The organism is Streptomyces sp. NPDC001536, from assembly GCF_042894505.1.
GTDB lineage: Bacteria > Actinomycetota > Actinomycetes > Streptomycetales > Streptomycetaceae > Streptomyces.
Window position 1 is genome coordinate 439,892 of record NZ_JBIAVQ010000005.1, and the last position, 26,441, is coordinate 466,332.

The 26,441-nt window shown below is 71.9% G+C and carries 25 protein-coding genes and 1 riboswitch; of the genes, 14 read left to right on the forward strand and 11 right to left on the reverse strand.

What is annotated here, in order from left to right; genetic code table 11:
• Position 1 precedes the first annotated feature (1 nt).
• Together ACFY0U_RS17500 and rsmH are read right to left on the reverse strand one after the other, a co-directional pair.
• On the reverse strand, positions 2–514 hold the full coding sequence (locus ACFY0U_RS17500; protein ID WP_388636123.1) for a septum formation initiator family protein: 513 nt from the start codon (positions 512–514) through the stop codon (positions 2–4).
• A gap of 60 nt (positions 515–574) precedes the next feature.
• A complete protein-coding gene (rsmH, locus tag ACFY0U_RS17505; RefSeq protein WP_388636125.1) occupies positions 575–1,531 on the reverse strand; it encodes a 16S rRNA (cytosine(1402)-N(4))-methyltransferase RsmH in 957 nt (318 codons plus the stop codon).
• A gap of 353 nt (positions 1,532–1,884) precedes the next feature.
• Between rsmH and ACFY0U_RS17510 the strand changes: the two genes are divergently transcribed.
• From ACFY0U_RS17510 to ACFY0U_RS17525, 4 genes are all read left to right on the forward strand, one after another.
• Positions 1,885–2,493 carry a beta-class carbonic anhydrase gene (locus ACFY0U_RS17510; RefSeq protein WP_388636127.1) on the forward strand — a complete coding sequence of 203 codons (609 nt, stop codon included), beginning with the start codon at positions 1,885–1,887 and terminating at the stop codon, positions 2,491–2,493.
• Positions 2,494–2,732: 239 nt separating this feature from the next.
• Entirely contained in the window at positions 2,733–3,761 is a 1,029-nt protein-coding gene (locus tag ACFY0U_RS17515) for an AAA family ATPase (RefSeq protein ID WP_388636129.1), read from the forward strand.
• A complete protein-coding gene (locus ACFY0U_RS17520) occupies positions 3,761–5,137 on the forward strand; it encodes a DUF58 domain-containing protein (protein ID WP_388636131.1) in 1,377 nt (458 codons plus the stop codon). Before ACFY0U_RS17515 ends, ACFY0U_RS17520 begins: the two co-directional genes overlap by 1 nt.
• Positions 5,134–7,521, forward strand: a complete 2,388-nt coding sequence (locus ACFY0U_RS17525; protein ID WP_388636133.1) for a DUF3488 and DUF4129 domain-containing transglutaminase family protein — start codon at positions 5,134–5,136, stop codon at positions 7,519–7,521. The genes ACFY0U_RS17520 and ACFY0U_RS17525 overlap by 4 nt, the downstream gene beginning before the upstream one ends.
• A 165-nt stretch (positions 7,522–7,686) precedes the next feature.
• Here ACFY0U_RS17525 and ACFY0U_RS17530 read toward each other — a convergent pair whose 3' ends face one another.
• The 3 genes from ACFY0U_RS17530 to ACFY0U_RS17540 form a co-directional block, all read right to left on the reverse strand.
• Entirely contained in the window at positions 7,687–8,082 is a 396-nt protein-coding gene (locus ACFY0U_RS17530) for a DUF3040 domain-containing protein (protein WP_171144436.1), read from the reverse strand.
• Positions 8,083–8,360: 278 nt separating this feature from the next.
• A complete protein-coding gene (locus ACFY0U_RS17535) occupies positions 8,361–9,131 on the reverse strand; it encodes a methyltransferase (protein WP_388636135.1) in 771 nt (256 codons plus the stop codon).
• A 208-nt stretch (positions 9,132–9,339) separates the two neighbouring features.
• Entirely contained in the window at positions 9,340–9,909 is a 570-nt protein-coding gene (locus tag ACFY0U_RS17540; protein ID WP_388636137.1) for an SAV_6107 family HEPN domain-containing protein, read from the reverse strand.
• Between the two features lie 187 nt (positions 9,910–10,096).
• Here ACFY0U_RS17540 and ACFY0U_RS17545 point away from each other — a divergent pair, with 187 nt between their 5' ends.
• The 5 genes from ACFY0U_RS17545 to ACFY0U_RS17565 all read left to right on the forward strand — a co-directional run bounded on the left by ACFY0U_RS17545 (position 10,097) and on the right by ACFY0U_RS17565 (position 16,138).
• Positions 10,097–10,834, forward strand: coding sequence for an ATP-binding cassette domain-containing protein (locus tag ACFY0U_RS17545; RefSeq protein ID WP_388636139.1), 738 nt, complete (start codon positions 10,097–10,099; stop codon positions 10,832–10,834).
• The gene (locus ACFY0U_RS17550; RefSeq protein ID WP_388636141.1) at positions 10,806–12,890 is read left to right on the forward strand and encodes a YhgE/Pip family protein; all 2,085 of its coding nucleotides are present in this window, start codon (positions 10,806–10,808) and stop codon (positions 12,888–12,890) included. The genes ACFY0U_RS17545 and ACFY0U_RS17550 overlap by 29 nt, the downstream gene beginning before the upstream one ends.
• Positions 12,891–12,934: 44 nt before the next feature.
• The gene (locus ACFY0U_RS17555) at positions 12,935–13,552 is read left to right on the forward strand and encodes a TetR/AcrR family transcriptional regulator (RefSeq protein ID WP_388636143.1); all 618 of its coding nucleotides are present in this window, start codon (positions 12,935–12,937) and stop codon (positions 13,550–13,552) included.
• 387 nt (positions 13,553–13,939) lie between these two features.
• Positions 13,940–14,557, forward strand: a complete 618-nt coding sequence (locus ACFY0U_RS17560; protein ID WP_388636145.1) for a DUF4126 domain-containing protein — start codon at positions 13,940–13,942, stop codon at positions 14,555–14,557.
• 66 nt (positions 14,558–14,623) lie between these two features.
• Positions 14,624–16,138 (forward strand): phytoene desaturase family protein, encoded by a 1,515-nt coding sequence (locus tag ACFY0U_RS17565; protein ID WP_388636147.1) that lies wholly within the window; start codon positions 14,624–14,626, stop codon positions 16,136–16,138.
• Positions 16,139–16,145: 7 nt separating this feature from the next.
• Here ACFY0U_RS17565 and ACFY0U_RS17570 read toward each other — a convergent pair whose 3' ends face one another.
• From ACFY0U_RS17570 to ACFY0U_RS17595, 6 genes are all read right to left on the reverse strand, one after another.
• Positions 16,146–17,084 (reverse strand): hypothetical protein, encoded by a 939-nt coding sequence (locus tag ACFY0U_RS17570; protein ID WP_388636149.1) that lies wholly within the window; start codon positions 17,082–17,084, stop codon positions 16,146–16,148.
• 56 nt (positions 17,085–17,140) lie between these two features.
• On the reverse strand, positions 17,141–18,064 hold the full coding sequence (gene metF, locus ACFY0U_RS17575; RefSeq protein WP_388636151.1) for a methylenetetrahydrofolate reductase [NAD(P)H]: 924 nt from the start codon (positions 18,062–18,064) through the stop codon (positions 17,141–17,143).
• 98 nt (positions 18,065–18,162) lie between these two features.
• Entirely contained in the window at positions 18,163–18,813 is a 651-nt protein-coding gene (thiE, locus tag ACFY0U_RS17580) for a thiamine phosphate synthase (protein ID WP_388636153.1), read from the reverse strand.
• A gap of 310 nt (positions 18,814–19,123) precedes the next feature.
• Positions 19,124–19,495, reverse strand: a complete 372-nt coding sequence (locus ACFY0U_RS17585) for an Rv2175c family DNA-binding protein (protein WP_388636155.1) — start codon at positions 19,493–19,495, stop codon at positions 19,124–19,126.
• Positions 19,496–19,560: 65 nt separating this feature from the next.
• Positions 19,561–20,778: an NAD(P)/FAD-dependent oxidoreductase gene (locus ACFY0U_RS17590; protein ID WP_388636157.1), complete on the reverse strand. Its 1,218-nt coding sequence runs from the start codon at positions 20,776–20,778 to the stop codon at positions 19,561–19,563.
• A 32-nt stretch (positions 20,779–20,810) separates the two neighbouring features.
• Positions 20,811–21,161 carry a hypothetical protein gene (locus ACFY0U_RS17595; RefSeq protein ID WP_388636159.1) on the reverse strand — a complete coding sequence of 117 codons (351 nt, stop codon included), beginning with the start codon at positions 21,159–21,161 and terminating at the stop codon, positions 20,811–20,813.
• 52 nt (positions 21,162–21,213) lie between these two features.
• Positions 21,214–21,326, forward strand: a riboswitch (TPP riboswitch).
• Between ACFY0U_RS17595 and thiO the strand changes: the two genes are divergently transcribed.
• From thiO to ACFY0U_RS17620, 5 genes are all read left to right on the forward strand, one after another.
• Positions 21,324–22,478 (forward strand): glycine oxidase ThiO, encoded by a 1,155-nt coding sequence (thiO, locus tag ACFY0U_RS17600; RefSeq protein ID WP_388636161.1) that lies wholly within the window; start codon positions 21,324–21,326, stop codon positions 22,476–22,478. It overlaps the preceding riboswitch by 3 nt.
• Positions 22,475–22,675 (forward strand): sulfur carrier protein ThiS, encoded by a 201-nt coding sequence (thiS, locus tag ACFY0U_RS17605; RefSeq protein WP_266828228.1) that lies wholly within the window; start codon positions 22,475–22,477, stop codon positions 22,673–22,675. The genes thiO and thiS overlap by 4 nt, the downstream gene beginning before the upstream one ends.
• 3 nt (positions 22,676–22,678) lie before the next feature.
• Positions 22,679–23,473 (forward strand): thiazole synthase, encoded by a 795-nt coding sequence (locus ACFY0U_RS17610; protein WP_388636164.1) that lies wholly within the window; start codon positions 22,679–22,681, stop codon positions 23,471–23,473.
• Positions 23,474–23,591: 118 nt separating this feature from the next.
• On the forward strand, positions 23,592–25,517 hold the full coding sequence (pknB, locus tag ACFY0U_RS17615) for a Stk1 family PASTA domain-containing Ser/Thr kinase (RefSeq protein ID WP_388636166.1): 1,926 nt from the start codon (positions 23,592–23,594) through the stop codon (positions 25,515–25,517).
• A gap of 48 nt (positions 25,518–25,565) precedes the next feature.
• The gene (locus tag ACFY0U_RS17620; protein WP_388636168.1) at positions 25,566–26,426 is read left to right on the forward strand and encodes a deoxyribonuclease IV; all 861 of its coding nucleotides are present in this window, start codon (positions 25,566–25,568) and stop codon (positions 26,424–26,426) included.
• Positions 26,427–26,441 lie beyond the last annotated feature (15 nt).

The following is a 26,441-nucleotide window of genomic DNA, read 5'->3' on the forward strand; positions in this document are numbered from 1 at the left end:
GTCACCTGCCGGGGGTCGGGGTCGGGGAGGACGGGGTGGTGGAGGGGGTGGGCACGGGGGTGGCCTGCGGCGAAGGGGGCGCCGACATGACGGCCGGCGGGACGATCGCCTCGGGCGGCTGTACGACCTGGGCCGAGGACTGCTCGGGCGCGGCGCCCGGGACGCCCTTGACGGTGCCGTCCGGGCCCAGGAAGGCGGGGTCGCCGCCGGGGACCATGCCCAGCTCACGGGCGCGGCGCTGGAGGGCGTCCGGGGCGGAGTAGGAGTCGATGTCCCGCTGGAGGGCCTGCTCCTGGTCGGTGAGGCTCTTGGTCTCCTTCTGAAGGTCGTCGAGTTTGAACGACCCTTCGGAGAGCGCGGAGTTCAGCACCAGGAGCCCGATGAGACCGCCGCCGAGCAGCAGGACGACGAGGAGTACGAACGGGGCGCGGGCGGCCTGTCCCCGGCCCCCCGTGGTCGGGAAGAGCCGCGCCAGACGGGCGGCCCGGCCCTTGAGTTCGGGTTTCCTACTCACTGCGCCTCCAGTGAGTCCGGTTTTCCCACTCGCTCACGCGCCCCAGCCCCCTCGTGTCCGTCATTCCAGCGCCTCCCTGATGCGCTCGGCGCCACGCAACCGCGCGGGAGCCGCCCGCCGGTTCTCGGCGACCTCTTCCTCCGTGGGAAGTTCGGCACCGCGCGTGAGCAGCTTGAGCCGCGGCTGGTACTGCTCGGGCACGACCGGCAGCCCGGGGGGCGCGGTGGTGGCGGCACCGGCCGCGAACACCTGCTTGACCAGGCGGTCCTCGAGCGAGTGGTACGACAGGACGGCGATCCGCCCGCCGACCGCGAGGGCCTGCACGGCGGCCGGGATCGCCCGCTCCAGGACGGCCAGTTCACCGTTGACCTCGATGCGCAGCGCCTGGAAGGTGCGCTTGGCCGGGTTGCCGCCGGTGCGCTTGGCGGCCTGCGGCAGGGAGTCCCGGATCAGCTCGACGAGGCGCGCGCTGTGGGAGAACGGCTCCTTGTCGCGCTCGCGCACGATCGCGGACACGATCCGCTTGGCCTGCTTCTCCTCGCCGTACGCCCGCAGGATCCGGACGAGTTCGCCGGCCGGGTAGGTGTTGAGGACCTCGGCGGCGCTGACGCCGGTCGTCTGGTCCATGCGCATGTCGAGCGGGGCGTCCTGGGCGTAGGCGAAGCCGCGGTCGGCCTCGTCGAGCTGCATGGAGGAGACGCCGAGGTCGAAGAGGACGCCCTGCACGCGCGGCGTGCCGAGCCTTTGGAGGACCTCCGGGAGTTCGTCGTAGACCGCGTGGACGAGGGTGGCGCGCTCCCCGTACGGCGCGAGGCGCTCACCGGACAGGCGCAGGGCCTCCTTGTCGCGGTCGAGGGCGACGAGCCGGGCCTCGGGGAACTGCTGGAGGAGGGCCTCGCTGTGGCCTCCGAGGCCGAGTGTGCAGTCGACGACGACCGCTCCGGGGGCCTGGAGGGCGGGGGCCAACATGTCCAGGCACCGCTGGAGCATCACCGGGACGTGTCGACTCTGGCTCAAGGGGCCCTCTCAGATCCGGCGGGGCGGTACGCACCGCCGGGTCCCCGCCCGCTCGTGAAGGGGAGGCCTGCCGGCGCCGGAAGCGTCAGCCGGCCGGGAGCGGGAGGAGGCCGAGCCGTACGTGCGCGCCGCGCACGTGGGGAGATCCGGCGACCTGGCCGGTTTCTCCGGGGGAATTCAGTCCAGCAGGGAGACCTCGCCTCCCGCTTCGCGTCACTTTAGTCCACGGTGACTCGCGGTCAATCAACCGGCCTGCGCGTCGCGGCCCGGCTCCGGACGGAGCGGCGGACCATCGGAAATCACCCGCTCGGCCGCATACCGCGCACTGTGGGTTACCTCACACGAAGGACGTGATGGCGCTCTTTTTCCCATCTCACGACAGGACCGGAACGGCTGTGACCAGTACCGTCGTGGCTATGACGACTTCTGCATCCGCTGCCACCGCAACCGAAGGCGCCATACCGGGCGACACCGTCACCGACCGTCTCGTCGAGGCGAACGAACGGTATGCCTCCGCCTTCACCGACCCCGGCATGGACGCCCGTCCCGTCCTGCACGTGGCCGTGGTGGCCTGCATGGACGCCCGCCTCGACCTGCACAAGGCGCTCGGTCTGGAGCTCGGCGACTGCCACACCATCCGCAACGCGGGCGGCGTGGTCACCGACGACGTGATCCGCTCGCTCACCATCAGCCAGCGCAAGCTCGGCACCCGCAGCGTCGTCCTCATCCACCACACCGGCTGCGGCCTGGAGCAGATCACCGAGGACTTCCGCACCGACCTGGAGATGGAGGTCGGCCAGCGCCCGGCCTGGGCCGTGGAGTCCTTCCGGGACGTCGACCAGGACGTACGGCAGTCCATGCAGCGGGTGCGCACCTCGCCGTTCCTGCTGCACACCGACGACATCCGTGGCTTCGTCTTCGACGTGAAGACGGGCCTGCTGCGCGAGATCGACCCCTCCTGACCCGCTCCGAAGCTGTCGTTCTCCTGTTGATTTCCGGCTCAGGGGTGCCCAAAAGGCCGCAAGCCCTGACATATCGCAGGCAGTTGTCCACAGGCGAGTGACACGAATCGGTAACGGCAGCAAGAATGCGGGGATGGACGTCGCGCGGAACCTTTTCCGGGCGGTGTCCGTGATTCGGGGTGGGCCGGTCCGCAACGCAGAGCGTCGGCCCGGAGAAAGAACGGGCCGAGGAGGGCCGGGTGACGACCTATGACGATCGAGCGAGCCTCACAGATCTGACTGCCACTGTGGAGCGTGTCCGCAGTTCGGTAGAGGGTGTGATCGAGGGCAAGCCCGAGGTCGTACGGCTTTCGCTGACCGTACTGCTCGCCGAGGGGCATCTTCTGATCGAGGATGTGCCGGGCGTCGGCAAGACCATGCTCGCGAAGGCACTGGCGCGGTCCATCGACTGCTCGGTGCGGCGAATCCAGTTCACGCCCGACCTGCTGCCCTCGGACATCACGGGTGTGTCCATCTGGGATCAGCAGCGCCGGGACTTCGAGTTCAAGCCGGGTGCGATCTTCGCGCAGATCGTGATCGGCGACGAGATCAACCGCGCCTCGCCGAAGACCCAGTCCGCGCTCCTGGAGTCCATGGAGGAGCGGCAGGTCACCATCGACGGGCAGACGTACGAGCTGCCGAGCCCCTTCATGGTGGTGGCGACGCAGAACCCGGTCGAGATGGAGGGCACCTACCCGCTGCCGGAGGCCCAGCGCGACCGCTTCATGGCGCGTGTCTCCATCGGCTACCCCAGCGCGGAGGCCGAGCTCCAGATGCTCGACATCCACGGCGGGGTGAACCCCCTGGACGACCTCCAGCCGGTGGCGCACGCGCACGACATCGTGAAGCTGGTGGACGCCGTCCGCGGCGTCCACGTGGCCGACACCGTCCGGCGGTACGCGGTGGAGCTGGTCGCCGCCACGCGCACCCACCCCGACCTCAGACTCGGCGCCTCCCCGCGCGCGACGCTGCATCTGCTGCGCGCGGCGAAGGCGTCCGCGGCCCTGAGCGGCCGGGAGTACGCGCTGCCGGACGACATCCAGGCGCTCGCCGTGGCCGTCCTGGCCCACCGGCTGCTGCCCACCGCCCAGGCCCAGCTCAACCGGCGTACGGCGGAGCAGGTCGTGCAGGAGATCCTGCAGCGCACCCCGGTGCCCCAGCAGCAGGGCGGCGTCGGGCTCGGGCACGGCACGCAGGCGTACGGCCAGCAGCCGCCGCGGAGGCTGTGATGACCACCGCCGCCGGGCCGGGCCACAGCGAGGCCGACCGGGGCGACAAGGGTGGGGTGCGCACCGCGCTGGCCGGTCTGACGACCCGCGGCCGCTCGTTCCTGGCCGCCGGGATCGCCGCCGCCATCTGCGCGTACGTCCTGGGGCAGAGCGATCTGCTCCGGGTCGGCCTGCTCCTCGCGCTGCTGCCGCTGGTCTGCGCGACCGTGCTCTACCGCACCCGCTACCGGGTGGCCGGCAGCCGCCGGCTCTCCCCCGCGCGCGTGCCCTCGGGCAGCGAGGCCCGGGTCCATCTGCGGATGGACAACGTCTCGCGGCTGCCCACCGGTCTGCTGATGCTCCAGGACCGGGTGCCGTACGTGCTCGGCCCGCGTCCCCGCTTCGTGCTGGACCGGGTGGAGGCGGGCGGCCGTCGCGAGGTGTCCTACCGCGTCCGCTCCGACCTGCGCGGCCGCTATCCGCTGGGTCCGCTCCAGCTGCGCCTGACCGACCCGTTCGGCATGTGCGAGCTGACCCGGTCCTTCTCCTCGTACGACACCCTGACGGTGATCCCGCGCGTGGAGCCGCTGCCCCCGGTGCGCTTCGCCGGTGAGGCGAAGGGGTACGGCGACGGGCGGCAGCGTTCGCTCGCCCTGGCCGGCGAGGACGACGTCATCCCGCGCGGGTACCGCTACGGCGACGACCTGCGCCGGGTGCACTGGCGTTCCACCGCGCGCTACGGCGAGCTGATGGTGCGCCGCGAGGAGCAGCCGCAGCGCTCCCGCTGCACGGTGCTGCTGGACACCCGGGGTCTCGCCTTCCGTGGCGCGGGCCCCGACTCGGCCTTCGAGTGGGCTGTGTCGGGCACCGCGTCGGCGCTGGTGCACATGCTCGAACGGGGCTTCTCCGTGCGGCTGTTGACGGACACCGGAAGTTCGGTGCCCGGCGAGGGCGCGGACGGCTTCGCCGGGGCGAACCAGGAGTCGGCGGACGCGGCCGGGCTGATGATGGACACCCTCGCGGTGATCGACCACTCCGACGGCACGGGTCTGTCCCGGGCGTACGACCTGCTGCGCGGGGGCAACGAGGGGCTGCTGATCGCCTTCTTCGGCGACCTCGACGAGGAGCAGGCCGCGGTCGCCGCCAAGATGCGTCAGCGCAGTGGCGGCGCGGTCGCCTTCCTGCTGGACAGCGGCGGCTGGGGGCGGGAACCGACCGGTGTGGCCGGGCCGTTGGACAGGAGCGAGGAGCGGTTGCGGATGCTGCGTGAGGCGGGCTGGACGGCGCTGAGCGTGCCGCGCGGCGCCTCCTTGACCGAGTTGTGGCGCCAGGCGGACCGCGAGCGCACCGGCATCGGTGCGGCGAACGGACCGGGCAGTGAGGGGGCACGCGCATGAGCGGGCGGGCACGACTGGCGCTGTGCGCCTGGGCGGCCACCCTGATGGCGTCCTGCGCCCTGCTGCCCCTGGTGGAACCGGCCTCGTGGATCCTCCAGGCGGCCCTGCTGCTCGGCATCCAGGCGCTGGTGGGCGCGGCGACCCGGCGGGTGCCGCTGGCCCGGCCGCTGACCGTGGCCGCACAGGCCCTGGTCACGCTGATGATGCTGACCCTGGTCTTCACCCGGGAGCAGGCGGTCGCCGGGCTGGTCCCGGGTCCGGAGGCGTTCCAGCGGTTCGCCGATCTGCTCCAGCAGGGCGGCGACGACATCCAGCGGTACGCGATCCCGGCACCGCTGGAATCCGACGGCATCCGGCTGATGATCATCGGCGGTGTGCTGGTCATCGGTCTCGCGGTGGACACCCTCGCGGTGACCTTCCGCAGCGCGGCCCCGGCCGGGCTGCCGCTGCTGGCGCTGTACTCCGTCGCCGCGGGGCTGTCCGAGGGCGGCGCCGACTGGCTGTGGTTCCTGGTCGCGGCGGCCGGCTATCTGATGCTGCTGCTGGCCGAGGGACGTGACCGGCTCTCCCAGTGGGGCCGGGTCTTCGGCGGCGCGCCACGCACCCCGGGCGGGGAGCCCGGCGTGGTGGCGCCGGTCCGCACCGGCCGGCGCATCGGTGCGGTCGCGCTGGGGCTCGCCCTGGTGGTGCCGGTCGCGCTGCCCGCGATGGACGGCGGCCTCCTGGACGGCACCGGCGCGGGTGTGGGCGGCGGCAGCGGGAGCGGCGGCACGATCTCCGCGGTGAACCCGCTGGTGTCCCTGCGCGACAATCTCAACGTGGACGAGGACCGCCAGGTCCTGTCCCTGCGCACCGATCCCGAGGACCAGGGCAGCCTCTATCTGCGGATCGTGTCGCTGGACGACTTCGACGGCCGGACCTGGAAGCCGTCCCGGCGCAGCATCGAGAAGGTGCCGGACCAGTTGCCCACCCCGATCGGCCTCGGCCCCGACATCCGGCGCGCCGAGATCACGACCAGTGTCACGGCCGCCAAGGACTACCGCCAGGACTGGCTGCCGATGCCGTACCCGCCCAGCGCGGTGCGGGTCGACGGGGACTGGCGCTACGAACCCGAGGGCATGACCCTCGTCGGCGACCACGACCAGACCACGGGCGGGGCGTCGTACGAGGTCAAGAGCCTTGTCGTGCAGCCGACGGCGGAACAGCTGGCGGCGGCTCCGGCGCCGCCGGCCGCCCTGAGGCGTGAGTACACCGAGGTACCGGACTCGCTGCCGGCGGTCGTCGCCAAGACGGCTCGTGAGGTCACCCAGGGCTCGGCGAACCACTACGAGCAGGCGGTCAAGCTCCAGGAGTACTTCTCCCTGACGGGCGGTTTCCAGTACGACACCCAGGTGCAGGTCGGCTCCGGCTCCCAGGCGATCGCCCGGTTCCTGAAGGACAAGCAGGGCTTCTGCGTCCACTTCTCCTTCGCGATGGCGGCGATGGCCCGCACCCTGGGCATCCCGGCCCGGGTGGCGGTGGGCTTCGCACCGGGTACACCGCAGGCCGACGGCACGGTGACGGTGGGGCTGCGGGACGCCCACGCCTGGCCCGAGCTGTACTTCGAGGGCGTGGGCTGGACCCGCTTCGAGCCGACTCCGACCCGGGGCACCCAGCCCGAGTACACGCAGACGGACAGCCCGGACAGCAGCCTGCCCGACCCGGGCATCCCGTCCCGGTCGGCGAGCGCCGCGCCCTCCACCGCCCCCTCGGCGAGCGAGAGCTGCTCGGCGGAGCAGAAGAAGCTGGAGGCGTGCCCGAGCGAGTCCGCCGCGGCCCTGCCGGTCACGGACGGCGGTGGTCCGAAGTGGACCGTCGTGCTCGCCTGGGTCCTCGGCGGGCTCGCCGCGGTGGCGATCCCGCTGGCTCCGATGCTGTGGCGCCGGCGCGTCCGGGCGCTACGGCTGGGGGCGCACGGCCGCAGCGAGGCGGACGCGGCGCTGCACACCCTGGCGGTCTGGCTGGAACTGACCGACACGGCGTGGGACTTCGGGATCCTGCCGGACGACTCGCAGACCCCGCGCAAGGCGGCGGCGCGGATCGTCAGACTGGGGCATCTCGACCCGACGGCCGCGGCCGCGGTGCATCGGGTGGCGGACGCGGTGGAGCAGGTGCTCTACGCGCCACGGCCGCGCCCGACGGCGGGGCTCGCGGAGGACGTCCGACGGGTGATCGCCGGACTGGCCGTGCCGGTGACCCGGCGTACGGAGCTGCGGGCGATGTTCGCCCCGCGTTCCACCGTACGAGTGGTGTGGGCGGCCTCGGAGTGGTGGACCGGTGTGACGGCCCGTGCGGCGGCGGCCAGGCCGACGCTGCGCAAGCAGCCGTCGGGCCAGGAGGGCTGAGTCCTCGGACCGACGGCTGAGGCCCCGACCCGTGCGAGCGGGTCGGGGCCTCAGCCATTGGTCGGGCGGTCATCGAAGGGAAGATCGGCGCCGCCAAAAGGGCGTGCGTGAGGGGGTGACCGCCTCCCGGGCGGTCACCCCCTCACGCATCAGCTATGGGTCGAGCTAATGACCGCCCTGCTCGTCGCGGCGCTTCTGCCAGCGCTGCTCGATACGGTCCATCATGGAGCGCTTCTGCCTGGCCTGACGGCGCGCGTGCGGGGCACCGGCCGCAGGCTGTTCGCCCGGCTTGGGAGCCTTGCGCCAGCCGGTCACGGCGAGTACCGCACAGCCCAGCATGACGAGGAAGCCCACCACGCTGAGCCAGACCTGCTTGGCGACCATTCCTGCCATGAGGAGCGCGATACCCACGAGGAAGCCCGCGACCGCCTGGTAGACCCGTCGCCGGGTGTACGTGCGCAGCCCGCTTCCCTCAAGCGCTGTCGCGAACTTGGGATCTTCGGCGTACAGCGCTCGCTCCATTTGCTCGAGCATTCGCTGCTCGTGCTCCGAGAGCGGCACGGAGTCCTCCTCATCGTGCAGTCGCCGGGGCGACCCGGGGGGTCCCTTCAGGATAGGCAGGGAATCGCCCCCGTGAAACCCGCCCCTCTACGCCAATTGGCCAACCGGGATTCCGCCATGAACGTCCCGGCCCGCTAGATCTTGCATTCCCCAGCGGCCGACCCGTCATGCCGGACGGTCTCCCTCGATCATACGGCGCTGGGCGCCCGATCGGGGGGCCTGTGGCGTACTCCATCTGCACCCAAGTCCCTGATCAGCGCTGCACCAGGCGAGCTGCCTCAGGCCTCGACGGTCCCTCGCGTCTCACCGAGCACGTGAAGCTGTGTGGCCACGGAGTGGAAGGCGGGGAGTTCGGCCGCCGCCTCCTCCAGCTTGAGCAGGGCTTCCAGGGCTCCGGGCTCGGTGTCGACCAGCACACCGGGGACCAGGTCCGCGAAGACCCGCACACCGTGCACGGCACCGACCGCGAGGCCCGCGCCCTCGACCAGTCCGGTGAGCTGCTCGGCGGTGAAGCGCCGCGGGACGGGGTCGCCGGCGCCCCAGCGTCCGTTCGGGTCCTCAAGGGCCTGCTTGGCCTCCTTGAAGTGGCCGGCGAGCGCACGGGCGAGCACGGCGCCGCCGAGGCCCGCGGCGAGCAGGCTGAGGACGCCCTCGGAGCGCAGGGCGGCCACCACGTTGCGGACGCCCTCGGCCGCGTCGTCCACGTACTCCAGGACGCCGTGGCACAGCACCGCGTCGTAGGCGCCGCGCTCGACCACGTCGAAGAGGCCGTGGGCGTCGCCCTGGACACCACGCACCCGGTCGGCGACGCCGGCCTCGGCGGCGCGGCGCTCCAGGGCGAACAGCGCGTTGGGGCTGGGGTCGACGACGGTGACCCGGTGGCCGAGACGGGCGACGGGCACGGCGAAGTTGCCGCTGCCGCCACCGGTGTCGAGGACGTCCAGGGCGTCCCGGCCCGTGGCCTTGACCCGCCGTTCGAGGGCGTCCTGGAGGACGTCCCAGACCACGGCGGTACGGAGAGAGGCGCGGGGTCGCAGCGGGTCCGACACGGCAGTTGACTCCTCGACGCGGCACCGCCTCTTGCACGGCGGAGCGAACGGGCTGCCCTCCCCTCCCGGGGTACCGGAGCAGGAAGGCTTCAGGCGCCCTCCACCCTATTGCCTCGGATGCCTCACCCCGTCATGACGGGGTGCTGCCCGGCTCCGCGTCTCACACGGCGGACCCCGGGCGGAGCCGACGCGGGCCGTGCCTCGGCGGTCAGCCCGCGTCCGGCATGTCCCGGCTCCTGTCGTGGTCGTCGGGCTCCGGCTGGTCCGTGTCCTGGCGGGGCTGGGGCAGGACCGGCTGGAGGACCAGCATGCGTTCGACGAGGCGCAGGAACATCGCCACGTCGCGTATGAGGTCGTCGGCGTCCCGGCGGCTGGCCGCGCCCTGGATGCCGGCCTCGGCACGGGCGCGGCGCCGGGCGCCGGCGGCGAAGAGCGCGCTCCACTCGGCGAGCTCGGGCGCTATCTCGGGGAGCACTTCCCAGGCGCTCCGGATCTTGGCCCGGCGTCGGGGCGAGGGCTCCGGGCGACCGCGCGCGGCGAGCACGGCGGCGGCGGTGCGCAGGGCGGCGAGGTGGGCCGTGGCATAGCGCTCGTTCGGTGTCTCCAGGACGGCGGCCTCGTCGAGTCCGGCACGGGCCTGGGCGAGCAGGTCGAGGGCGGCGGGCGGGGCCGTGGTCCTGCGGAGCACGGGGTGGACGTCGCTCGCCGGACCGGTCAGTGAGGGGGCAGGGCCGGTGGCGCGGCGCCGACGGGCGGCTGCTGCGTGGTAGGTGGCCATGACGAACCTCCTGTCGTCTGTGTGACGGCACGTCCCGATACGGGATGCCGTATGTGCCCATCGTGAGGTATGCCACTGACAATCCGTTCTGACCTGCGCTTTTGCTTCGATCGAAGGTTCGGGTTACTTTTTGCACTGACCAGTCAGTTCAAAAACTCCGGCAGTTCTGGACATCAGGGGGTGGGCTGTGGGCGGAGTCGCCGTCACAGCCGAGGGCTTCGGGCTCAAGGGGCCGCGCGGCTGGGCTTTCCGCGGGATCGGACTCGACGCGGAGCCCGGTGCGCTGATCGCCGTCGAGGGGGCGTCGGGGTCGGGCCGCACGTGTCTGCTGCTCGCGCTCACCGGGCGGATGAAGGCGTCCGAGGGGACGGCGGCCGTGGGCCGGGCCCGGCTGCCCAAGCAGCTCGGGGCGGTGCGGCGCGTCAGTGCCGTGGCCAACGTCGCCGGTCTCACCGACCTCGACCCGGCCCTGACCGTCGGGGAGCACCTGCGCGAACGGGCGCTGTTGCAGCACCGGTTCGGCGACTCGCTGCGCGGGCTGCTGCGGCCGCGTGCCGAGCGCGTGAACGAGGCGAGGCTGCGGATCGACACCGCCCTGACCGCCGCCGGGCTCGACCGGGAGGCCCTGCCCAAGGGCTCGCGGACCGCCGTACGCGATCTGGAGCGCATGGAGGCGCTGCGGCTGTCCATCGCGCTCGCCCTGATCGGGCGGCCGCGGCTGCTCGGCGTCGACGACACCGATCTGAAGCTGTCCGACGCGGAACGAGCCGAGATCTGGGCGCTGTTGAGGTCGATCGCCGAGGCGGGGACGACCGTCGTCGCGGTGTGCAGCGAGGCCCCCGAGGACGCCGTGAAGGTGTCCACGCAGGGCGCCGACGAGGAGAAGGAGGACGCCGATGCGCTCGCCGCGACTGGCCGCGCTTGAGCTCCGGCGCTTCGGACGGGGGAAGCTGCCGCGGGCCGCACTGGTCGCGCTGCTGGTGCTGCCCCTGCTGTACGGCGCCCTGTACCTGTGGTCGTTCTGGGATCCGTACGGCCGCCTGGACCGCATCCCCGTGGCGCTCGTGAACGACGACAAGGGGGCGACCGCCGACGGGAAGAAGCTCGCGGCGGGCGACGACATCACCCGGGGGCTGCACGACAGCGACGTCTTCGAGTGGCACGAGGTGAGCGCCGACGAGGCACGCGCGGGCGTGGAGGACGGCACGTACTACCTGTCGCTGACCGTGCCGCGAGACTTCAGCACGCGGATCGCGTCCAGCGCGGGCGACTCCCCCGAGACGGGCGCGCTCCAGGTGCGGACCAACGACGCGAACAACTACATCGTCGGGCAGATCTCGCGCACGGTCTTCAGCGAGGTGCGCCAGGCCGCGTCCACGAAGGCGTCGCGGTCCTTCCTGGACCGGATCTTCATCTCGTTCTCCGACATCCACGGTGAGACGGTCAAGGCCGCCAAGGGCGCCGACAAGCTCGAAGGCGGGCTCGGGAAGGCCGAGAAGGGGTCCAAGGACCTCGCCGACGGGCTGAAGGACGCCAAGAGCGGCAGCGGCGACCTGGCCAAGGGGCTGAAGAAGCTCGCCAAGGGCGCGGGCGACCTGGAGGACGGCTCGCAGCAGGTCGCGGAGGGCACCCAGACGCTCGCCGACAAGGTCAACGGGGTCGCGGAGAAGGCGGGTCCGTTCCTGGCGGACAACGAGAAGACGATCGGTGACACCGCCCAGCTCGTCGCGGACTCCAGCAAGGCGATCCGCAAGCACCTGGACACCCTGGTGACGACGGCCCCCGTCGCCGCCGAGGGCGCCCGCACGGCCTCCGACACGCTGGACAGCGTCTACAGGGCGCGCTGCGAGAAGGCCCTGTTGCCCGACGCGGCCTGCGCCGACCTGGAGAAGGCCAAGGACGCGGCCGCCGACGTGGCGACCATCGCCGACGACCTCAACACCCTCGTGGGCGACCAGGACGGCGACCTGAAGAAGCTCGACAAGAACCTGGCGACCCTCCAGAAGCAGGCCCAGGCACTCGCCGACCGGGCACCGCACCTCTCCGAGGACCTCGCCGACGCCGTCTCCAAGGTCAACGAGTTGAACAAGGGCGCGGGAAAGGTCGCCGCGGGCGCCGAGAAGCTGCACACGGGGCTCGGTACCGCCAAGACGGGAGCCGGAGACCTGGACGAGGGGGTCGGCAAGCTCAAGACCGGCGCCGACGATCTCAACGGCGGCATGTACAAGCTCGTCGACGGCTCCGGGAAGCTCTCGGACGGACTGCACGACGGCGCCGACCAGATCCCCGACTACGACAAGCAGGACCGTGACGAGCGGACCGAGGTCATGGCCGACCCCGTCCAGCTGGTCTCCAAAGACCTGCACAAGGCGCCCAACTACGGCACCGGGTTCGCCCCGTACTTCATCCCGCTGTCCCTGTGGGTGGGGGCGATGGTGGCGTACATGCTGGTCGCCCCGATGAACCGGCGCGCACTCGCCGCGGGCGCCCCCGCCTGGCGGATCGCGCTGGCGGGCTGGCTGCCGGTGGTGGCGGTCGGGGTGCTCCAGACGGTGGCCCTGATGTCGGTGCTGCACTGGGCGATCGGCCTCCAGATGGTGCGGGCGGCCGGCACGGTGGGCTTCCTGTTCCTGGTGACGGCGTGCTTCGCGGCGATCGTGCAATGGCTGAACGCACGCTTCGGGGCGGCGGGCCGGATCCTCGTCCTCGCCTTCCTGATGCTCCAGTTGACGTCCGCGGGCGGCACGTACCCCGTGCAGACCAGTCCTGGTTTCTTCAACGCGCTCCACCCCTTCCTGCCGATGAGCTATGTCGTCGAGGCGCTCCGCAGGCTCATCACGGGCGGGGGTCTCGGTCCGGTCTGGCACGCGTGCGTGGTGCTCGTCGCCTTCACCGCGGGCGCGCTCGCGCTCACCGCGCTGTCGGCCCGCCGCCGCCAGGTGTGGACGCTCGACCGGCTGCACCCGGAGCTGAGCCTGTGACCTCGACGACCGCCGGGTCCCCGGTTGCTGTGAGAATCGGGACCATGGAAAGCAGCAGCGGCAGCACGCGCCGCGAGGCCACCCGGCAGAAGCTCTACGAGGCGGCCGTCACGCTCATCGCGGAGCAGGGCTTCTCCGCCACGACGGTCGACGAGATCGCCGAGCGGGCCGGGGTGGCGAAGGGCACGGTCTACTACAACTTCGCGAGCAAGTCCGTCCTCTTCGAGGAGCTGCTGCGGCACGGCGTGGGACTCCTGACCGCCTCACTGAAGGAAGCGGCGGAGCGGACCGAGACGGAGGGCGGCAGCAAGACAGACGCCCTGGACGCGATGATCCGGGCGGGCCTGGTCTTCATCGACCGCTATCCGGCCTTCACCCAGCTGTACGTGGCCGAGCTCTGGCGCACCAACCGGGCCTGGCAGTCCACGCTGCTGGTGGTCCGGCAGCAGGCGGTGGCGGTCGTCGAGGGCGTGCTGCGCGAGGGCATCGAGAACGGCGAGTTCCACGAGGCGATCGATGTCTCCCTGACCGCGTCCGCCCTGGTCGGCATGGTGCTGGTGGCGGCCCTGGACTGGAAGGCGTTCCAGGCGGAGCGCTCCCTGGACGATGTGCACTCGGCGCTGTCACGGCTGTTGCAGGGACGGGTGAGCGGCCGGGGCTGAACCGGCGGTACGCGCGCGTAGACACACGAAAGCGCCGGTCCGCTGTGGCCGCGTCCCCCGCGGGCCACCTCGAACCGGCGCCTTCTCGTGCTCCCCCGTTTTCCCCCGTTTCCCCCGTTGGACCCCCGTTCGGTCGTTCCCCCGGGCCCCCCGTGCCTCGCTCCCGCCGACTTCCGCCGGCGGAAGGAGCGGATCCGGGGCGGCTCCACTCCGGCGCCCCGTGTCGCCGGTGCCGGAGCCGTTCCCCTTCTCCGTGGCTCCACTCTCTCGTTCACGCAGGTCGGCGCCCATCCGCGCGCGTACTCATCTCGCCCACTAGGTACGGATACTCAGACCTGCGCACTCAGGCCCAGGACGCCCCGTTGCCCAGTGGTTACGATCGCCTCCGTGTCGGTACTCCCTCTCGTCTTCACCAGCGGCTGGGCCAGCGGAATCAACGCGTACGCCGTCGTGCTGCTGCTCGGCGTCTTCGGCGCGACCGGACTGAGCGACGACGTCCCCGAGACGCTCCAGCGCCCTGAGGTCCTCATCACGGCCGGCGTGCTGTTCCTGTGCGAGGCGGTCGCGGACAAGATCCCGTACGTCGACTCGGCGTGGGACTCGGTCCACACGGTGATCCGGCCTGCCGCGGGCGCCTGGGTCGGGGCGGTGCTCGCCGGCCAGAGCGGTTCGCTCAACGACGCGGTCGCGGGTCTGGTCGGCGGTTCGACGGCGCTGGCCAGCCATGCCGTCAAGGCCGGGACGCGGATGGCGGTGAACAGCTCGCCGGAGCCGTTGAGCAACGTGATCGTGAGTCTGGCCGAGGATCTCGGGGTCGCCGGGATCGTCACCTTCGCCATGTTCAATCCGCAGGCGGCGGCGATCATCGCGGCCGTGCTGCTGGTCGGCGGACTGGTGATACTCGTCTTCTTGATCTCCCGGATCCGACGGTTCCTGCGCCGCCGGGCGCAACGGCGGGAGGAAAGACGGCTCGCGGGGCGCACGGGGCATCCACCGGGTTGGTGACCCCCGGCAGTCCTGCGAGGACGCCCGCGGCCGGGGCTGTCAGTGGTGGCCGATAAAGTCGCAGGCATGGCACGGATTGCGGTGATCGGCGCCGGGATGGGCGCGATGGCGGCCGCTGCCCGGCTGGCCGTCGCGGGCCACCGGGTGGCGGTGTACGAGCGTACGGAGACGTACGGCGGTGCGGTGCGCCGTCACGAGCGTGACGGCTTCGCCTTCGACACCGGACCGGGGCTGCTCACGCTGCCCGCGGTCTACCGCGATCTGTTCGTCAAGACCGGCAAGGAGCCGCTGGAGTCGGTCGTCGAGCTGGTCCAGGTCGACCCGTCGACGCGGCACCTCTTCGCGGACGGCACGGAGGTCAGCCTGCCGAACGCCTCCCGCGCGGGTGTCGTCTCGGCGCTGGACGCGGCACTCGGCTCCGACGCGGGCACCCGCTGGGGCGACTTCCTGGTCCGGGCCCGCGAGGCCTGGGACCGCACGCGCAGGCCACTCCTGGAGGAACCCCTCTGGCCGAACTGGTCGGTGCTGGCCGACCGCGAGCCCTATCCCTCGGTCCCCCACAAGAAGCTGCTCCGCACCCGTCGGGCCGGCACCCTCGCCGAGGTCGGCGCCTGGGAGCTGCGCGACCCGAGACTCGTCGCCCTCCTGGAGAGCCACGCCCTCGCACACGGCCTGGACCCGAGGGTCGCCCCGGCGAGCGCGGCGGTGCTTCCGTACATGGAGCACGCCTTCGGCACCTGGTACGTCCGCGGCGGCATGCGGGAGTTGGCGCGCGCGGTGTACGAGCGGTGTGTGGCGCGCAGGGTGGAGTTCCACTTCGGCGCCGAGGTGACCGGGGTGCTGGAGAAGGACGGCCGGGCGGCGGGGCTCGAACTGGCCGACGGCGCGGTGGCGGAGGCGGATTTCGTCGTCGCAGGTGTCGCACCCGACGTGCTGAGCCGCTGTGTGCGGGGCACCGCCGTGCGGGAGGACGGTGACGTTCCTCCGCCGAGCGGGCTGCCGAGCCGTATGACGGTGCTGGTGGCGCTGCGCGGCGGGCGCCCCCGGGGAGCGGCGCATCGGACGGTGGTGCACGCGGAGGACCGGGAGCGCGAGCTGGACCTGCTGTTCGGCTCGTCCCGGGGGCTCGACGCACGCCCCACGCTCACCGTCCTGCGCCCCGACGACCCCGGTGTGGTGCCGGACCCGGACCATGAGGCGATCACTCTCACCGCCACGGTGCCCGCCCACGCCGACCGGGACCGGCCGGCGTCCGAGGTCTTCGACGATCACGCGGACAAGCTGATCACCGCGGCCGAGCGTGCCGTACCGGACATCCGCGAGCGCCTCCTGTGGCACGAGGTCCGCGTTCCGGCCGACATCGCGGAAGCGACCGGTGCGGAGGGCGGCGCGGTCCCCGCCCCTGCTCTCGCCGCGGCCGAAGGACGCCTGCTGCACCCGTCGAACACCACCGGGCTGCCTGGTCTGTTCACCGTCGGCGGCTGGTCCCACCCCGGCGGAGGCCTGCCGCACGCCGGCATGTCGGGTGCGCTGGTGGCCGGACTGATCGTGGAGGGGCCGGAGTTCCGGGGCTCTCAGTGACCGCTGGTCAGAAGCGGTACTGCTCGTCGTAGCCGTTCCCCTGCTGGCCGTTGCCCTGGTAGGGGTACTGCTGCTCCTGCGGGAGTTCGCCGCCGTACGTCTCGTCGGTGCGCTGCTGCGGGACCCACACACCGCCGGCCGGGGTCTCGCCGCCGTAGGTGGGGTTGCCGTACTGGTCCTGGCCGTAGGCCTGCTGGCCGTACTGCTGCTGACCGCCGTAGGAGGTGTCGTAGCCGCCGTACGTCTGGGTGCCGATGTACGGGTCGGAGTAGGCGGCGTACTGCTGCTGTCCGGCCATGTCGTAGCCGTACTGCTGCTGGTCGTAGCCCGTGTAGCCGTCGTAGCCGTAGGTCTGGTCGGCGCCCTGGGCGGCCGTCGCGTACTGGTCCTGGGTCTGGCCCTGGCCGGCGTACGTGCCGTCGTTGTATATGCCGTAGGAGCCGGTGTCGTCGGGCATCGGCTGCGGCTCGTAGACCGCGGTGGTCTCGGCGGCCGTGGGGCGGGCGGGCGTGAAGACGTCGTCGCGGTCGTAGTCGTCGTGGCCGTAACCGGCGGTGTTCGAGGCGTAGTTGCCCTCGTCGCCGTAGGCCGTGTCCGTCGCCTCGAGGTCGGAGACCTCCAGCGTCGGCTCCTCGCGGCCGCGTTCGCGGCGACCGCCGCGCTTGCCGCCGACCAGGCCGCCCAGGGCCTCCGGCGGATTGACCGCCCAGCCCTGTTCGAAGCCGCGGCGGAAGGAGAGGGTGACGTAGGTCTGGCCGACCGCGAAGGCGATGGCGCCCAGTCCGATGACGACCACCGAGGGCATGAGCACACCGAGTACGACGCCCAGGAAGCCGGCGAAGGCGAGCAGTCGCCAGCGCAGCCGTGCCTTGTACTGAAGCAGCACCTCGCCGAGCAACCACAGCGCGACGATTCCGAACGCGATGTAGAGGACCGTCCAGCCCATGTACGCCCCTCTCCCAGTGACCGCTACGCAGTGTGTCGTATATCCGTGCGGCCGGTCTAGGCCTGCGGTGGGTGGTGCAGGCCCAGGTTCTCGTAGATTTCCAGCGACGCCGTGGAGTTGTTGAGCGTGATGAAGTGCAGTCCTGGCACTCCCTCGGCCAGCAGCCGCGCGCAGAACTCCGTGGCGAATTCGATCCCAATGGAGCGTACAGCGGCCGGATCGTCTTTTGCTGTGAGGATCCGCTCTTTCAGGACGGAGGGGATGGCCGCGTTGCTGAGCTGCGGCAGGCGCTCCAGCATCCGCACACTGGTCACCGGCATGATCTCGGGGATGACGGGGGTCTCGCAGGCGGCTTTGACGACTCGGTCACGCAGCCGCAGATAGGACTCCGGTTGGAAGAACATCTGCGTGATGGCGTAGTCGGCGCCGGCCCGGCACTTGTCGACGAAGTGCGCGACGTCCGCGTCCCAGTCCCCGGACCGCGGGTGCATCTCCGGGAAGGCGGCGACGCCCACGCAGAAGTCGCCCGATTCCTTGATGAGCCGGACGAGTTCGGCGGCATAGGTCAGACCCTGCGGGTGGGCCACCCAGTCGCCCATGGGGTCGCCGGGCGGATCGCCGCGCACGGCCAGGATGTTGCGGATCCCGGCGTCGGCGTACTGGCCGATGATGTTGCGCAGTTCGGCGATGGAGTGGTTGACCGCGGTGAGGTGGGCGACGGGGGTGAGCGTGGTGTCCGCGACGATCTGCTGGGTCTCCTTGACGGTGCCCGCGCGGGTGGAACCGCCGGCACCGTACGTCACGGAGACGAAGTCCGGGGCGACCGCCTCGACCCTCCGGAGCGCGCTCCACAGGTTCCGCTCGCCCTTGGGGGTCTTCGGTGCCGAGAACTCGAACGAGTACGTCGTCTTGCCCGTGGCGAGCATGTCGCGCACGGTGCGTGCGCGGTCCGTCCTGGTGGATGCGGTTCCGAGGGCCATACCCGCAGGTTAGCCAGGGGGCGGGGGTCACCCAACCAGATCAGGGATATTTGCCCGATTTGTCGACTTGTTGTCCACCCCTCGGACACCCGAACCGGTCACACCGTGTGCCGAAGCCGCTTCGCGAACTCCGCCGCCGCCGCGCCCGGGTCGTCCGCGTCCGTGATGGCCCGTACGACGACGACCCGGCGGGCGCCCGCCTCCAGCACCTGGTCGAGGTTGCCGAGATCGATGCCGCCGATGGCGAACCAGGGGCGGTCGGTGGCGAGGGAAGCGGTGTACCGGACCAGGTCGAGGCCGGGTGCGTGGCGGCCGGGCTTGGTCGGAGTCGGCCAGCACGGGCCGGTGCAGAAGTAGTCCACACCCTCCTGGACGGCGGCCGCGGCGGCCTCCGCCTCGGAGTGCGTGGAGCGGCCGACGAGGATGTCGTCGCCGAGGATCGCGCGGGCGGCGGGGACCGGGAGGTCGCCCTGGCCGAGGTGAAGCACATCGGCGCCGGCCGCGTGCGCGACATCGGCCCGGTCGTTGACCGCGAGGAGCTTGCCGTGCCGGGCGCAGGCGTCGGCGAAGACCTTCAGGTGCTCCAGTTCCTCGGCCGCCTCCATGCCCTTGTCACGCAACTGCACGATGTCGACACCGCCGGCCAGCACGGCGTCCAGGAACTCCGGAAGATCCCCCTGCCGCTTGCGGGCGTCGGTGCAGAGGTAGACACGGGCATCGGCGAGGCGGGCGCGTGCGGTGTCGGGCATGTCGGTGTCCCCCGGTGTCGGTGGCGTAGGGCCGCGGGCGAGTGCGGTCACCCTCGGCGGCCGGTAGTGAATCACAGCAGGGCGGCGGGCCGAGGCTGCGCCCCCAGCGGCGATTGGCGGATCTGTCCCGCTCGCTGCCGGCAAACCCGCAGGTCACCGCAGCCAGGCGTGGGAAACATCCGCCAATCACCGCCGTGGCACCCCATCCCAGCCGGCCGCGACCCGGGCGGTGGGGCGCGGGTGCCGGGTGACCCGCCCCGGACGGTGCCGCCCCGGACGGTGGGCGCCGGGGCGGTTCAGCGTGCTCGGGTCAGACCGCCAACGCCTGCGCCCTGCGCTTCACCTCCGTGCCCCGGTTCTCGCTCAGCGCCTGGGCGGGGGTGCCGGGGAGGCTGTCGTCGGGGGTGAAGAGCCACTCCAGCATCTCCTCGTCGGAGAAGCCGTCGTCCCTCAGGAGCGTCAGGGTCCCGGTGAGGCCCTTGACGACCTTCTGCTCGACCCCGTCGATGAAGGCGGCGGGGACGTGCAGCGCGCGGTTCTCACCACGGCGTACAGCGATGAGCTGGCCCTCCTTGACCAGCTGGCGCACACGCGTCACCTCGACATCGAGGATTTCCGCGATGTCGGGGAGGGTGAGCCAGTCGGGGACGAGAGCATCGATCTTTGCGTCAATCTCGGTCACGACATCAAGCCTGCCATCCCGCACTGACAGTCGGAAGCCAGACCCCTGCGACCTGGGCTTTCGGACTACACTGTCGCCGCCTTCAACGGCCGCGCCGGGTCCCTCAGCAGCTCCGGGTCCAGCTCCGTCCCCGCCTCGATCAGCCGCCGCCCCTGCGCCAGGTCCCGGGGCCGGCCCACCGCCAGCAGGGCGACGAGGCGGTTCTCGCGCAGCCAGCAGACCGTCCAGGCCGGTCCGGACGGCTCGCCGCGCCACAGGACCGTGTCGGCGGACGTGTGATGGCCGACGTACTGGACGAAGCGGCCGAACTGCTCGGACCAGAAGTACGGCACGGGGTCGTAGACCGCGGGCGTCTCGCCGATGATGTTGGCCGCCACCGTGCGCGGGCCCTGGAGGGCGTTGTCCCAGTGGTGGACGAGCAGCCGCTCGCCATACCTTCCCGAGGGGAAGGACGCGCAATCGCCGACCGCGTAGACGTCCGGCGCGGAGGTGCGCAGCCGGTCGTCGGCCACCACCTCGCCGTGCGTGCCGAGCTCGATGCCCGAGCCGGTCAGCCAGAGCGTGGCGGGGCGGGCGCCGATGCCGACCACGACGGCGTCCGCGGGCAGCCGTGTGCCGTCGTCCAGGAGGACCTCGCCGGGCCGCACCCGCTCCACGCGCGCGTGGGTGCGCAGCGCGGCACCGGCGTCGGCGTACCAGGACGACATCGGCGCGGCCACCTCCGCGGGCAGTGCTCCCGCGAGCGGCCGTTCGGCGGCCTCCACGACGGTCACCGCGCAGCCCGCCTCGCGTGCGGCGGTGGCGAACTCGGCGCCGATCCAGCCCGCGCCGACCACCACGATGTCGTGCTGGCGGGCGAGCACGGGCCGCAGCCGCTCGGCGTCGTCGAGGGTGCGCAGCAGATGGACGCCGGGGACGCCCTCGGCGCCGGGCAGCCGGATCGGTTCGGCTCCGGTGGCGAGGACCAGGACGTCGTACGGCACGGGCCCGGACTCGGTGTCCAGTTCGTGCTCGGCGGGGCGGACGCCCAGCACCTCGCGGCCCAGTTCCAGGTCGATGCCGAGCGCCTCGAAGTCGACGTCGAAGGCGGAGCCCTCGGCCTTGCCGAGCAGGACGGCCTTCGACAGCGGCGGCCGGTCGTAGGGCTGATGCGGTTCCGCGCCGATGAGGGTCACGGTGCCGGTGAAACCCTGTTCGCGCAGGGCCACCGCGGTCTGTACGCCGGCCATGCCCGCGCCGACCACGACCACGCGCCGCTGAGACTGCTCCGTCTGCTCGCTCACCGGATCACCATAGACAACTGACAATTTGTCAGTCAGCGGTCATGCACCGTGACCTGCTCCACAACGCTCGTCCCGCTGCCCGACTGCGACTCCCACTCCCAGCTCTCCTCCAGCCGCACCCGCCCGTCCGGCAGTTCGACGACCGTGGACACGCAGTGCCCCGAGGAGGTCGTCCCGTCGTGCTTGAGCTGGACGTAGCGGAAGTCGAGCCGGTCGCCCTCCCGGGTACCCACCAGATGCCCGCGTACGACGTCGCCGCCCGTGTACTCGGCCCAGATCTCGCCGTCCTTCTCGTGGTACGTGAACCGGGTGCGGGTACCCACCTGACCTGGGGCCTGGTCGGCGACGGGGGCGAGGACGAGGCCGTCCAGCGAGCGGGGCATGGCAGCGGGCTCCCTTACACAAGCGCAAAACCAAGAGCTAGGGTGGCCAACGTAGAGCACTCGCGGGAGCCCGGACGCACCGGGCTGAGAGGGAGGCTGGCCGGCCTCCGACCGTACGAACCTGATCCGGGTCATGCCGGCGAAGGGAGGGGCTGGACGCCCATGTCCTCACGTACGTCAGACGTCCTCGTCGTCGGGGGCGGAATCATCGGCCTCGTCACGGCCTGGCGGGCCGCGCAGCGCGGTTTCGCCACGGCCGTCGTCGATCCCGAACCGGGCGGCGGGGCCGCCCAGGTGGCCGCCGGGATGCTGGCCGCCGTCACGGAACTGCACTACGGCGAGCAGACCCTGCTGGGCCTGAACCTGGCCTCGGCCCGCCGTTATCCGCAGTTCGCGGCCGAGCTCACCGAGCTGACCGGCCACGACCTCGGCTACCGCCGCTGCGGCACGCTCGCCGTCGCGCTGGACGCCGACGACCGCGCCCATCTGCGCGAACTGCACGCCCTGCAACGGGAGTCGGGCCTGGAGTCGGAGTGGCTGTCCGGGCGGGAGTGCCGGCGTCTGGAGCCGATGCTCGCACCGGGCGTGCGCGGCGGGCTGCGGGTCGACGGCGACCATCAGATCGACCCCCGGCGGCTGATCAAGGCGCTGTTGGCGGCGTGCGAGCACGCGGGCGTGGTCTTCCACCGCCTCTGGGCCGAGCGTCTGGACCTCGTGGGGGACCGGGCCGCCGGCATCACGGCCACCGACGGCACCCGGCTGGGCGCGGCCCAGGTGGTGCTCGCCGGGGGCAGCCTCAGCGGACGGCTCGCCGGTGTCCCCGACGACGTCCTGCCGCCGGTTCGGCCCGTGAAGGGGCAGGTGCTGCGGCTGACCGTGCCGCAGCGGTACGCGCCCTTCCTGAACCGGACCGTGCGGGCCGTGGTCCGTGGCAGCCAGGTCTATCTGGTGCCGCGCGAGAACGGCGAGCTGGTGATCGGGGCGACCAGCGAGGAGCAGGGCTGGGACACCACGGTGACCGCGGGCGGGGTGTACGAGCTGCTGCGCGACGCCCATGAACTGGTGCCGGGCATCACGGAACTGCCGCTGACGGAGACCCGCGCGGGGCTGCGTCCCGGTTCCCCCGACAACGCTCCGCTGCTCGGACCGACCGAGCTGCCGGGGCTGCTCCTGGCGACCGGTCACTACCGCAACGGTGTGCTGCTCACGCCGGTCACCGGCGACGCGATGGCCCATGTGCTGACCACGGGTGAACTCCCGGACGAGGTCCGCCCCTTCACCCCCCGGCGTTTCACCTTCACGGAGCTGCCCGCATGAACATCTCCGTCAACGGAGAGCCGCGGGAGATCGCTCCCGGCACGGCTCTCGACACCGTCGTGCGGGCCCTCGCCCCGGCCCCTGCCGGAGTGGCCGCGGCCCTCAACGAAACCGTCGTCCCGCGCGGACAGTGGCCGTCGACGTCCCTGTGCGAGGGCGACCGCGTCGAGGTCCTCACCGCCGTCCAAGGAGGCTGACCCATGGCCGACGATCCCTTCGTCCTCGGCGGCAGGACCTTCTCGTCCCGTCTGATCATGGGCACCGGCGGCGCGCCCAGCCCGGATGTGCTGGAGCGGGCGCTGAACGCCTCCGGCACCGAGCTGACCACAGTCGCGATGCGGCGGGTGGATCCGACGGTGCACGGCTCGGTCCTCTCCGTGCTGACCGGGCTCGGCATCGAGGTGCTGCCCAACACCGCGGGCTGTTTCACCGCGGGCGAGGCCGTGCTGACGGCCCGCCTCGCGCGCGAGGCCCTCGGCACCGACCTGGTCAAGCTGGAGGTCATCGCCGACGAACGCACCCTGCTGCCGGACCCCATCGAGCTCCTGGACGCCGCGGAGACGCTGGTCGACGACGGTTTCACGGTGCTGCCGTACACCAATGACGACCCCGTCCTCGCGCGGAAGCTGGAGGACGTGGGCTGCGCGGCGATCATGCCTCTGGGCTCGCCCATCGGCTCCGGGCTCGGGATCCGCAACCCGCACAACTTCCAGCTGATCGTCGAGCACGCGCGCGTGCCGGTGATCCTGGACGCGGGGGCCGGTACGGCGTCGGACGCGGCGCTGGCGATGGAGTTGGGGTGCGCGGGTGTGATGCTCGCCTCGGCGGTGACCCGGGCCCGGGAGCCGGAGCTGATGGCGCACGCGATGCGGCACGCGGTGGAGGCGGGCCGGCTGGCGTACCGGGCGGGGCGCATCCCCAAGCGGCACTTCGCCGAAGCCTCGTCCCCCACGGAGGGGTTGGCGCGGCTGGATCCCGAACGCCCCGCGTTCTGAACGTACGTTCGAGGCAGGCCGAAAGTCGTTGCGACGTCCGTCACAGGACGGCTTCAGTCCCGCCCCGATCTCGCCCGAACCGGCGGCCCTGTCAGTCGCGGCTCGTACACTCACCTGCGTGGATACGACCCTTCAGGACCCTCTGGTCGGGCAGGTGCTCGACGGCCGCTATCGCGTGGACGCGCGGATCGCGGTCGGCGGGATGGCCACGGTCTACCGGGCCGTGGACACCCGCCTCGACCGCGTGCTCGCGCTGAAGGTGATGCACCCGGGCCTCGCCGCCGACGCCACCTTCGTGGACCGGTTCATCCGCGAGGCCAAGTCCGTCGCCCGGCTCGCCCACCCCAATGTGGTGCAGGTCTTCGACCAGGGCACCGACGGGTCGTACGTCTATCTCGCCATGGAGTACGTGGCGGGCTGCACCCTGCGTGACGTGCTGCGCGACCGTGGCGCGCTCCAGCCGCGGGCCGCGCTCGACATCCTGGAGCCGGTCCTCGCCGCGCTCGGCGCCGCGCACCGCGCGGGGTTCGTGCACCGGGACATGAAGCCCGAGAACGTGCTGATCGGCGACGACGGCCGGGTCAAGGTGGCCGACTTCGGGCTCGTCCGGTCCGTCGACACCGTCACCAACACCACGGGCACCGTGCTCGGCACGGTCTCCTATCTGGCGCCGGAGCAGATCGAGAGCGGCACCGCCGATCCCCGCGTCGACGTGTACGCGTGCGGTGTCGTGCTCTACGAGATGCTGACCGGCGAGAAGCCGCACGACGGGGACTCCCCCGCGGTGGTGCTCTACAAGCACCTCCACGAGGACGTCCCGCCGCCCTCGGGCATCGTGCCGGGGCTGGCGTACGAGCTGGACGAGCTGGTCGCGTCGGCGACCGCCCGCACCCCGGACATCCGCCCGTACGACGCGGTGGCCCTGCTCGCACAGGCCCGCGCGGCGCGCGGCGCGCTCAGCGAGGACCAGCTGGACCTGGTCCCGCCGCAGGCCCTGTCCGTCGCGCACAGCGGCGCCGAGGACCGTACGAGCGTGATCCCGCGCTCACTGACGGTGCCGAGGCCGCTGCCGGTCGACGGGGACGAGCCGCGGACAGCGGTCAACCGCACGAGCCGTTTCGAGAGCCCGCCGCCTCCACCGCCCCGGCGCCGTTCGGGACCCCCGCGCGGCCCCCTCGCGATCGTGGTCGCCCTGCTGCTGATCCTCGGTGTCGGCGCCGGCGTCTGGTACATCAACTCCGGGCAGTTCACCAAGGTCCCGGCGCTGATCGACAAGACCGAGGCGCAGGCCCGGGACCGGTTGGGCGAGGCCGGACTGGAAGTCGGCAAGGTGAAGCAGGAGTACAGCGACACCGTCAAGCGCGGCCGGGTCATCGGCTCGGACCCGTCCGTCGGCACCCGGATCCGCAACAACGACTCGGTGACGCTGACCGTCTCCAAGGGTCCCGAGACGGTGAAGCTGGGCGACCTCACGGGCCTCCGGCTCGACAAGGCGAGGGACCGGCTCAAGGGCGACGGCCTCGAACCGGGCATGGTGACCCGGGAGTTCAGCGACGACGTCATCAAGGGCTTCGTGATCAGCACCGACCCGGAGGCGGGCACCACGCTCCGCTCGGGCGCCGCGGTCGCCCTGGTCGTCAGCAAGGGCAGCCCGGTGGACGTCCCGGACGTCACCGGCGAGAGCCTGGAGGACGCGAAGGCGGACCTGGAGGACGCGGGTCTGAAGGTGAAGGTCGCCTCCGAGCAGGTCAACTCCGAGTACGACAAGGGTCTGGTCGCCGCGCAGACCCCGCGGGACGGCAGCGAGGCCGCCGAGGGCGACACCGTGACGCTGACGATCTCCAAGGGCCCGGAGATGGTCGAGGTCCCGGACGTCGTCGGTGACAGTGTCGACGACGCGAAGGCCGAGCTGGAGGGGGCCGGCTTCAAGGTCGACGAGGACCGCGGGCTCCTCGGGCTGTTCGGGGACACGGTCAAGAGCCAGTCGGTGGAGGGCGGCCAGACCGCTCCCAAGGGGTCGACGATCACCATCGAGATCCGCTGAGGGGCTCCATCACGGGTGCCGCGCGCCGCGTGACACCCTGGACGGGTGATGACTCAGCGCAACCCCGTCGGCGGCCATGTCCCCGTGGCCGGCGGTCTGAACTCCGTCGGCCTGTCCTACGCCCGTGATCTCGCGGCCGAGACCGTGCAGGTCTTCGTCGCCAACCCGCGCGGCTGGGCCACGCCCGTCGGCAACCCGCGCCAGGACGAGGAGTTCCGTGCGGCGTGCGCGGCGGAGTCGATCCCGGCGTACGTCCATGCCCCGTATCTGATCAACTTCGGCTCGCACACCGAGGCGACGGTGGAGAAGTCGGTGGAGAGCCTGCGGCACTCGCTGCGGCGCGGGCGGGAGATCGGGGCGCTCGGCGTCGTCGTGCACACGGGCAGCGCGACCGGCGGACGGGACCGGTCCGTCGCCCTCAAGCAGGTCCGGGAGCACATGCTGCCGCTGCTCGACGAGCTGACCCACGACGACGACCCGTTTCTGCTGCTGGAGTCGACCGCCGGTCAGGGTGCCTCGCTCTGCTCGCGGACCTGGGACTTCGGTCCGTACTTCGAGGCGCTGGACGCCCATCCCAAGCTGGGCGTCTGCCTCGACACCTGCCACATCTTCGCGGCCGGCCACGACCTGACCGGCCCCTCCGGTATGCACCAGACCCTGGACCTGCTGGTGGACACCGTCGGCGAGGGCCGTCTGAAGCTGATCCACGCCAACGACTCCAAGGACGTGGTCGGCGCCCACAAGGACCGGCACGCGAACATCGGCGCCGGCCATATCGGCGAGGACCCGTTCCGGGCGCTGATGACCCACCCCGCCACCGAGGGCGTACCGCTGATCATCGAGACGCCCGGTGGCAAGGAGGGGCACGCGGCGGACGTGGAGCGGCTGAAGAAACTGCGCGACGCGTAGCCCGTTACGGAATAC